At 56.3% G+C, this 9,336-nt stretch carries 6 protein-coding genes and 3 tRNA genes (1 of these 9 cut by a window edge); all 9 read right to left on the bottom strand.

The window, feature by feature from the left end; all coding sequences use genetic code 11:
• Window positions 1-61: 61 nt before the first annotated feature.
• Window positions 62-1,933, bottom strand: a complete 1,872-nt coding sequence (locus tag AC07N4_RS05955) for a SurA N-terminal domain-containing protein (RefSeq protein WP_102621719.1) — start codon at window positions 1,931-1,933, stop codon at window positions 62-64.
• 233 nt (window positions 1,934-2,166) lie between these two features.
• Window positions 2,167-2,439: an HU family DNA-binding protein gene (locus AC07N4_RS05960; protein WP_096822334.1), complete on the bottom strand. Its 273-nt coding sequence runs from the start codon at window positions 2,437-2,439 to the stop codon at window positions 2,167-2,169.
• Between the two features lie 148 nt (window positions 2,440-2,587).
• Window positions 2,588-4,984 carry an endopeptidase La gene (gene lon / locus AC07N4_RS05965; protein ID WP_096822335.1) on the bottom strand — a complete coding sequence of 799 codons (2,397 nt, stop codon included), beginning with the start codon at window positions 4,982-4,984 and terminating at the stop codon, window positions 2,588-2,590.
• A 162-nt stretch (window positions 4,985-5,146) separates the two neighbouring features.
• Complete coding sequence (gene clpX / locus AC07N4_RS05970) at window positions 5,147-6,430, bottom strand: ATP-dependent Clp protease ATP-binding subunit ClpX (protein ID WP_007951558.1); 1,284 nt, start codon at window positions 6,428-6,430, stop codon at window positions 5,147-5,149.
• Window positions 6,431-6,542: 112 nt separating this feature from the next.
• Window positions 6,543-7,178: an ATP-dependent Clp endopeptidase proteolytic subunit ClpP gene (clpP, locus tag AC07N4_RS05975; protein WP_007951559.1), complete on the bottom strand. Its 636-nt coding sequence runs from the start codon at window positions 7,176-7,178 to the stop codon at window positions 6,543-6,545.
• 92 nt (window positions 7,179-7,270) lie between these two features.
• Window positions 7,271-8,581, bottom strand: a complete 1,311-nt coding sequence (tig, locus tag AC07N4_RS05980) for a trigger factor (protein WP_011335037.1) — start codon at window positions 8,579-8,581, stop codon at window positions 7,271-7,273.
• 401 nt (window positions 8,582-8,982) lie between these two features.
• A tRNA-His gene (locus AC07N4_RS05985) sits at window positions 8,983-9,058 on the bottom strand.
• 76 nt (window positions 9,059-9,134) lie between these two features.
• A tRNA-Leu gene (locus AC07N4_RS05990) sits at window positions 9,135-9,219 on the bottom strand.
• A 58-nt stretch (window positions 9,220-9,277) separates the two neighbouring features.
• A tRNA-His gene (locus AC07N4_RS05995) sits at window positions 9,278-9,336 on the bottom strand; it runs 117 nt beyond the window's last position.

Here is a 9,336-nt window from a genome sequence, read left to right on the forward strand (position 1 = left end):
ATAGGCAAAAAAAAGCCCCGAATGTTCATCCGGGGCTCATTTTTTGTCGCTCAGTCAGGCATCAGAAACGCTTGATGTCCGCTTCGCTTTCCAGCTGCTTGCGGTACGCCGCGAAGTCCTGCTGGCCTTCACGCGAGGCAAGGAAGCGACGGTATTGCGCTTTCTCTTCATCGGTCGGCGCAGCGGCTTCGTTCACAGCGTTCAGGCGCACGATGGTCAGGCTGCCATCAGGCAGTGTCACACTGCTGAAAGTCGGCTTGTCCTTGCCTGCCGGTTTCGGCATGCGGAACAGTGCTTGCAGCACGGCTGGATCAACACCTTCCTGGGCGCGGGTGGCCGCCTGGGTCACTTTCCAGTTCTGACCGTCGATGGCCTTGTCCAACGGAGTCTTGCCATCACGCAGACCGGCGATCAGTTGCTCGGCCTTGGTCTTGGCAGCAGCGCTGGCGTGCTCTTTGGCCAACTGGGTGCGAATGGCAGTCGCCACGGCTTCCAGCGGCAGTTGCGCAGGCTTGAGGTGCTCCTTGGCGCGCAGCACGATCACGGTTTCCGGATCCAGCTCGATGGCGGTGCTGTTGGCACCCTCTTCCAGTACTTCGGTGCTGAACGCTGCAGTCACCACGGCGCGGTTGGCTGCAACACCTTCACCACCTTCACGGCCGAACGGCTTGGAGGTGTGCACGGTCAGTTTCAGATCCTGCGCCGGCTGAGCCAGGTCAGACGATTCGAACGAAGAGTCTTCCAGTTGCTTGGTCGCCTCGACGAAACGCTGCTCGACCTGCTGGGTTTTCAGCTCGCGGGTCAACTTGTCTTTCAGGCTGGCGAAAGTCGGAACTTCCGGTGCTTCGACGCCCAGCAGCTTGATCAGGTGGAAACCGAAGTCGGTGCGAACCGGCTCGGACACTTGATCCTTGTTCAACGAATACAGGGCTTTTTCGAAAGCCGGATCGTAAACGCCAGGACCGGCATAACCCAGGTCGCCGCCATTGTTGGCCGACCCCGGATCCTGCGAGAACTCCTTGGCCAGCGCTTCGAACTTCTCACCCTTGGCCAGGCGTGCCTGAATGTCTTCGATCTTCGCCTTGGCCTGAGCCTCGGTGGTCTTGTCATTCACTTCGATCAGAATATGCGCCGCACGACGCTGTTCCGACAGGTTGGCGATCTCTTTCTGATACGCCGCCTGCAGGTCTTCGTCCTTGACGGCGACCTGGTCGAAGAAGGAAGCCTTCTTCAGCTCGAGGTAATCGATGACCACCTGATCCGGGGTCATGAATTCCTTGGCGTGTTCGTCGTAGTAAGCCTTGACCTCATCGTCGGTCAGCTTCACTGCCGCCGGGTCAGCCTTGATGCTCAGCGAGGCGAAGTCACGGGTCTGTTTTTCCAGACGGGCGAAGGCCAGCACTTGAGCGTCAGTCACGAAACCGCTGCCCGCCACACCGGCGCGCAACTGGCCGATCAGCATTTCCTGAGCCAGCATCTGGCGGAATTGCATGCGGCTGTAGCCCAACTGACGGATCACCTGGTCGAAACGGTCGGAACTGAACTTGCCGTCAACCTGGAATTCAGGTGTTTGCAGGATCACTTGGTCCAGCGCCGCTTCGGAGAAAGCGAACTTCGATTTTTCTGCGCCTTGCAGCAGCAGCTTGCGATCGATCAGACCCTTGAGGGCCGATTCGCGCAGCATTTTTTCGTCGAGCAAGGAAGCATCGAAGTCCTTGCCCAGCTGTTGCATCAGCTGACGGCGTTGCATGTCAACGGCCTGGCTCAGCTCGTTCTGGCTGATTTCTTCACCATTGACCTTGGCCGCCTCGTTGGTGTGAGTCGTGGCCTTGAAAATGGCGTCGAAACCGGTCAGAGCCATCAGTGCAACGATGACCCCGATAATGGTCTTGGCAATCCAGCCTTGTGAATTGTCCCTGATATTCTGCAGCATGCGTCCCCCAGAAACGGTTGAACTTCAAAAATTAGGCAACCGTGGAGCGTGGGTAGAATCCGGATAGAAGAAAGGCGCATCCGAGGATGCGCCTTCTCGTAACTGGCGGAGCGGACAGGGCTCGAACCCTCGATCCCGGTGTAGCAGGCAATTATTCCAAACCGCCTGCTCTACCGCTCCGCTGCCAAGTCAGGCATGACCCCGACCCGGATGGGTAAAAACCTGAATCAAACTTAGTTGACGGCTTCTTTCAGGGCTTTACCGGCTTTGAAACCTGGCTTTTTGGCAGCAGCGATTTCCAGAGTCTTGCCGGTCTGTGGGTTACGACCAACGCGAGCTGGACGATCAGTTACGGAGAAAGTACCGAAACCAACCAGAACTACGGAGTCGCCAGCCTTGAGAGCGCCAGTGACGGATTCGATTACAGCGTCCAGCGCACGGCCAGCAGCAGCTTTCGGGATATCAGCGGATGCAGCGATAGCATCAATCAGTTCCGACTTGTTCACTCTAAGTCCCCTTATATCTATTTGAGTATGATTCTAAGTTTTTTGGTGAAAGCAAAAACGAGTGCTGAATGGCCTACAGACACTTAAGAGCCGCTTTATAACAAGGGCTCTAAAAAGCTGTCAAGGAAGCCCCCCAGGCAAAAGCGTATTAATGCGTGCTAATTCTTTCCTTAGAGTCAGACTCACGTTTTTCGTCCTTGGCAACTATCTCCGGAGCCACATCCGGCAAGGGCTCCGGCGCGTATTGCAGCGCAATTTGCAGGACCTCGTCAATCCATTTAACCGGTTTGATCTGCAGATCCTGCTTGATATTGTCAGGAATCTCCTTCAGATCGCGCACGTTCTCTTCCGGAATAATCACTGTCTTGATTCCGCCACGGTGAGCGGCCAGCAGTTTTTCCTTCAGACCGCCAATGGCGAGGACTTGACCACGCAGGGTGATCTCGCCGGTCATGGCGACATCGGCACGCACAGGAATACCCGTCAAAGCCGACACCAGCGCAGTACACATGCCTACACCGGCGCTAGGACCGTCTTTCGGCGTAGCACCTTCCGGCATGTGAATGTGGGTGTCGCGCTTCTCGTGGAAGTCCAGGGGAATGCCCAGGCTCTTGGCACGGCTGCGCACCACGGTCAGGGCCGCAGTGATCGATTCGACCATTACGTCACCCAGCGAACCGGTCTTGATCAGTTGACCTTTACCCGGTACGACAGCGGCTTCGATGGTCAGCAGTTCGCCGCCGACCTGAGTCCAGGCCAGGCCGGTCACCTGACCGATCTGATCCTGTTGCTCGGCCAGACCGTAGCGGAATTTGCGGACACCGAGGAAGTGTTCCAGCAGATCAGCTGTCACTTTCACCGAGAAGCGTTTTTCCAGTGCATGCTCTTTCACTGCCTTGCGGCAGACCTTGGCAATCTGCCGCTCGAGGCCACGCACACCGGCTTCACGGGTGTAGTAACGGATGATGTCGCGGATCGCTTCCTCGTCGAATTCCAGCTCGCCTTTCTTCAGGCCGTTGGCTGCAATCTGCTTTGGCGACAGGTACTTGACGGCGATGTTGATCTTTTCGTCTTCGGTGTAGCCCGGCAGACGGATCACTTCCATCCGGTCGAGCAGCGCCGGCGGAATGTTCATCGAGTTCGAGGTGCACAGGAACATCACATCCGACAGGTCGTAATCGACTTCCAGATAGTGATCGTTGAAGTTGTGGTTCTGCTCCGGATCGAGCACTTCCAGCAACGCCGACGCCGGATCGCCACGCATGTCGCTGCCCATCTTGTCGATTTCATCGAGCAGGAACAGCGGGTTGCGGACGCCCACCTTTGTCATCTTTTGAATCAATCTTCCTGGCATCGAACCGATGTAAGTCCGACGGTGACCACGGATTTCCGCTTCGTCACGCACACCACCGAGGGCCATGCGCACAAATTTGCGGTTGGTGGCATGGGCAATCGACTCCGCCAGCGAGGTTTTACCCACACCCGGAGGACCGACCAGGCACAACACCGGGCCACGAATCTTCTTCACGCGCTTCTGCACAGCGAGGTATTCAAGGATGCGCTCCTTGACCTCTTCGAGGCCGTAGTGATCGGCATCGAGAATGTCTTCAGCACGAGCCAGGTCCAGACGCACCTTGCTCTGAGCCTTCCACGGCACCTGCACCAGCCAGTCGATGTAGGAACGCACGACGGTGGCTTCAGCCGACATCGGCGACATCTGCTTGAGTTTGTTCAGCTCGGCAGTGGCCTTGGCCAGCGCGTCTTTCGGCAGGCCAGCGGCATCGATTCGCTTTTTCAGGTCTTCGATTTCGTTGTGGCCTTCGTCGCTGTCGCCGAGCTCTTTCTGAATGGCCTTCATCTGCTCATTCAGGTAGTACTCGCGCTGACTGCGCTCCATTTGCTTCTTGACGCGGCCACGGATGCGTTTTTCGACCTGCAGCAGATCAATTTCAGCGTCCAGCAAGGCCAGAACGTGCTCGACACGTGCCGGCAGCTCGATGATTTCGAGGATTTCCTGCTTCTGCTCGATCTTCAGCGCCATGTGCGCGGCCATGGTGTCTACCAGACGGCCAGGCTCATCGATGCTGTTGAGCGACGACAGGACTTCAGCCGGGACTTTCTTGCCCAGCTGAACATATTGTTCGAACTGCGACAGCAGCGTGCGCACGAAGACTTCGGACTCGCGCTCAGCGGCGTCGACTTCATCAATCAGCGACACTTCGGCGCGGCAATGGCCGTCGACTTCGCTGAAACGCTCGACAGCGCCACGCTGCTCGCCCTCGACCAGAACCTTGACGGTGCCGTCAGGCAGCTTGAGCAGCTGCAGAACGGTGGCAATGGTGCCAACGCGATACAGAGCGTCTTCTCCGGGATCGTCGTCAGCCGGGTTTCTCTGGGCCAGCAGCAGGATCTGCTTGTCGCCCGTCATCGCGGCCTCGAGGGCTTCGATGGATTTCTCGCGCCCCACGAACAGCGGGATAACCATGTGCGGATACACAACGACATCACGCAATGGCAGGAGAGGCAATTCGATGGTGGTCTTCATGATTTCGCCTCTACGGCGGCCATATGGCCGTAATCAGATGGAATTAAGCTTGAAACCAAGATGGGGGCTGCTTCCAAAAAAAACAAGCGCTATGAGGACGTTAAAATTTCTTAAAAAAAAAGAGGCCCGAAGGCCCCTTCTTTATTCCAGCAGACTGGACGCTTAGGCGTCCGGCGCTGCCTTGGCAGCCGGCTCACTGTTTTCGTAGATATACAGTGGCTTGGACTTGCCTTCGATCACGCTTTCATCGATCACGACTTTGCTCACCTCGGACTGCGAGGGGATTTCATACATCGTGTCGAGCAGCACACCTTCGAGAATCGAACGCAGGCCACGGGCACCGGTTTTACGTTCCAGGGCACGTTTGGCGACCGATTTCAGCGCGTCGGAACGGAATTCCAGATCCACGCCTTCCATCTCGAACAGCTTGGCGTACTGTTTGGTCAGGGCATTTTTCGGCTCGGTGAGAATCTGCATCAATGCAGCCTCATCCAGCTCGTCCAGCGTCGCGAGGACCGGCAGACGACCGACGAATTCCGGGATCAGACCGAACTTGACCAGATCGTCAGGCTCGACTTCACGCAGGGATTCACCGACTTTCTTGCCTTCTTCCTTGCTGCGTACTTCTGCGTTGAAACCGATGCCACCTTTGGTGGAACGGTTTTGAATCACTTTCTCCAGACCGGAGAACGCACCACCGCAGATGAACAGGATGTTACGGGTGTCGACCTGCAGGAATTCCTGCTGCGGATGCTTGCGACCACCTTGCGGCGGAACGGAAGCGACCGTGCCTTCGATCAACTTGAGCAAGGCCTGCTGCACGCCTTCACCGGAAACGTCCCGGGTGATCGACGGGTTGTCGGACTTGCGCGAAATCTTGTCGATTTCATCGATGTAGACAATGCCCATCTGGGCCTTTTCCACGTCGTAATCGCACTTCTGCAGCAGCTTCTGAATGATGTTCTCGACGTCTTCACCCACATAACCCGCCTCGGTGAGGGTGGTTGCGTCGGCGATGGTGAACGGAACGTTCAGCAAGCGGGCCAAAGTTTCGGCCAGCAGGGTTTTACCGGAGCCTGTCGGGCCGATCAGCAGGATGTTGCTCTTGCCGAGTTCGACGTCGTCAGCCTTTTTGTCACGCTGGTTCAGACGCTTGTAGTGGTTGTACACCGCTACCGCCAGAACCTTCTTTGCACGCTCCTGACCGATTACGTACTGGTCAAGGATGCCGCTGATTTCTTTAGGCGAAGGCAATTTATGCGCGCTGCTTTCGGCCTGTGCTTCCTGCACCTCCTCACGGATGATGTCATTGCACAGGTCGACGCACTCGTCGCAGATAAAGACCGAGGGGCCGGCAATCAATTTGCGCACTTCATGCTGGCTTTTGCCACAGAAGGAGCAATAGAGCAGCTTGCCGTTGTCCTCGCCGTTGCGGGTGTCAGTCATTCGTTCGATCCAAATCCGATAGGCTTGCAACACAAGATGAAGGCTATTGCGGGCTTTTTCAAGCCCGCCGCTGATCGGACCAGCCGACCAGGCCTATTTCGAGCTGCTTATTTTAAGCTGGACGCTGGTTGATCACTTCGTCGATCAAGCCATATTCCTTCGCAGCTTCTGCACTCATGAAGTTGTCGCGGTTGGTATCGCGCTCGATTTCTTCCAGAGTGCGACCGCTGTGCTTGGCCATCAGCGTGTTGAGACGCTCGCGGATGAAAAGGATTTCCTTGGCGTGGATTTCGATATCCGACGCCTGGCCCTGGAAACCGCCCAGTGGCTGGTGAATCATCACACGCGAGTTCGGCAGGCAGAAGCGCTTGCCCGGAGCACCTGCGGTCAGCAGGAATGCGCCCATGCTGCACGCCTGGCCGATGCAGGTGGTCGACACGTTTGGCTTGATGAATTGCATGGTGTCGTAGATCGACATGCCCGCAGTCACCGAACCGCCCGGGGAGTTGATATAAAGATGGATGTCCTTGTCCGGGTTTTCCGCTTCAAGGAACAGCAATTGCGCACAGATCAGGTTGGCCATGTAGTCCTCTACCGGACCCACCAGAAAGATCACTCGCTCCTTCAGAAGACGCGAATAAATGTCATAGGCGCGCTCGCCACGAGCGGACTGCTCGACAACCATCGGGACCAGGCCGCCGGCGGCCTGGATATCAGAGTTCTGCTGAATATACGAATTTCGGAACATGCTCTGCAGTCACTCCCAAATAGTTATGTCTTGAATACGCATAAGCCAGCTCGAAAGCTGGCTTATGGTGTGTGCTTCTAACGCAAAAACAATCAGTCGGCTTTTGGAGCTTCTACCGGCTTGACCGCTTCTTCGTAAGAGACCGATTTGTCGGTCACACTGGCTTTCTGCAGAACAGTATCCACAACTTGTTCTTCCAGCACAACCGAACGGACTTCGTTCAGTTGCTGCTCGTTCTTGTAGTACCAGGACACAACCTGCTCAGGCTCTTGGTAAGCCGAAGCCATTTCCTGGATCATTTCGCGAACGCGGGCTTCGTCTGGCTTCAGGTCGAATTGCTTGACCACTTCAGCCACGATCAGACCCAGCACAACGCGGCGCTTGGCTTGTTCTTCGAACAGCTCGGCCGGCAGTTGGTCAGGCTTGATGTTGCCGCCGAACTGCTGAACAGCCTGCACGCGCAGACGGTCAACTTCGTTGGACAGCAGAGCCTTTGGCACTTCGATCGGGTTGGTGGCCAGCAGACCGTCCATTACCTGATTCTTGACCTTGGATTTGATCGCCTGACGCAGTTCACGCTCCATGTTCTTGCGAACTTCGGTGCGGAAGCCGTCGATGCCGCTTTCCTTGATACCGAACTGGGCGAAGAACTCTTCGTTCAGCTCTGGCAGTTTTGGCTCGGAAACGGTGTTGACGGTCACGGTGAACTCGGCGGTTTTGCCAGCCAGGTCCAGGTTCTGATAGTCCTCTGGGAAGGTCAGGTTCAGAACGCGCTCTTCGCCAGCTTTAGCACCGACCAAGCCTTCTTCGAAGCCTGGGATCATGCGGCCGGAACCCAGCACCAGCTGAGTGCCCTTGGCGGAACCGCCAGCGAACACTTCGCCGTCAACCTTGCCAACGAAATCGATGTTCAGTTGGTCTTCGTTCTGGGCAGCGCGATCGGCCACTTCGAAACGGGTGTTCTGCTTGCGCAGGATGTCCAGCATCTTGTCCAGATCGGCGTCAGCCACGTCAGCGCTCAGACGCTCGACGGTGATGCCTTCGAAGCCGGCAACGGTGAACTCTGGGAACACTTCGAATACGGCTACGTATTCCAGGTCCTTGCCAGCTTCGAGCGACTTAGGCTCGATCGACGGCGAACCGGCCGGGTTCAGCTTCTGCTCAACCACAGCTTCGTAGAAGGAGGACTGGATCACGTCGCCGATCGCTTCCTGGCGCGCATCAGCACCGAAACGGCGCTTGATTTCGCTCATTGGCACTTTGCCTGGACGGAAGCCAGCAATCTTGGCCTTTTGGGCAGTCTGCTGCAGACGCTTGTTGACCTGAGTCTCGATGCGCTCAGCCGGCACGGTGATGCTCATGCGGCGCTCAAGAGCAGTAGTATTTTCAACAGAAACTTGCATGGATATTCCTCGTTGCACAGACGTTAGCCGGCCGTTTCCGACCCAAGAATCAAGGGCATGCATTCTAGTGGGTCAAACTCAAGAAGTCACCCTACTGAAAACGGGTAAGAAAACAGCAGGCAATTTGAAGGCGGGGACAAACGGTTGCGCCTCGCCCTGTTAGCAAATACAGCCAATCAAGCCAGGGCTCTGCGCCAACCTCTTCTATATATAGAGGCGGTTGAATCATCTCCCTGACAGCCAACCTCGCAAGCAAGGTCGGCGGGCAGCGCAGCATCATCGAGCAACATTAATACGACGAAGCGCCCTGCCCTGCGACCCGAAACCGGCAGTCGCCGAAATACTCGAAACCGTAAAACAAAAAAGGCGCCAGACTGTTAAGTCTGGCGCCTTTCGAAATATGGGGTGGACGATGGGGATCGAACCCACGACAACGGGAGTCACAATCCCGTGCTCTACCAACTGAGCTACGCCCACCATATTGCGTGCCAAAGAAGCCAAACAACTTCTTTGTAGAACTTCACCCTACCAACGGCATGAATGAAGCTTTGATTGGTGCGGATGAAGAGACTCGAACTCTTACGCCTCGCGGCGCTGGAACCTAAATCCAGTGTGTCTACCAATTCCACCACATCCGCGGATGAAGCTTTTTAAAGCAAAGGCGCCAGACTGTTACATCTGGCGCCTTTCGAAATATGGGGTGGACGATGGGGATCGAACCCACGACAACGGGAGTCACAATCCCGTGCTCTACC

The sequence above is a fragment of the Pseudomonas sp. GW821-FHT09E04 genome (genome assembly GCF_059416185.1).

Coding starts and splice junctions, on each gene's coding strand:
- AC07N4_RS05955 (WP_102621719.1), bottom strand. CDS start 1,933: ATGCTGCAGAATATCAGGGACAATTCACAAGGCTGGATTGCCAAGACC.
- lon (WP_096822335.1), bottom strand. CDS start 4,984: ATGAAGACCACCATCGAATTGCCTCTCCTGCCATTGCGTGATGTCGTT.
- clpX (WP_007951558.1), bottom strand. CDS start 6,430: ATGACTGACACCCGCAACGGCGAGGACAACGGCAAGCTGCTCTATTGC.
- clpP (WP_007951559.1), bottom strand. CDS start 7,178: ATGTTCCGAAATTCGTATATTCAGCAGAACTCTGATATCCAGGCCGCC.
- tig (WP_011335037.1), bottom strand. CDS start 8,581: ATGCAAGTTTCTGTTGAAAATACTACTGCTCTTGAGCGCCGCATGAGC.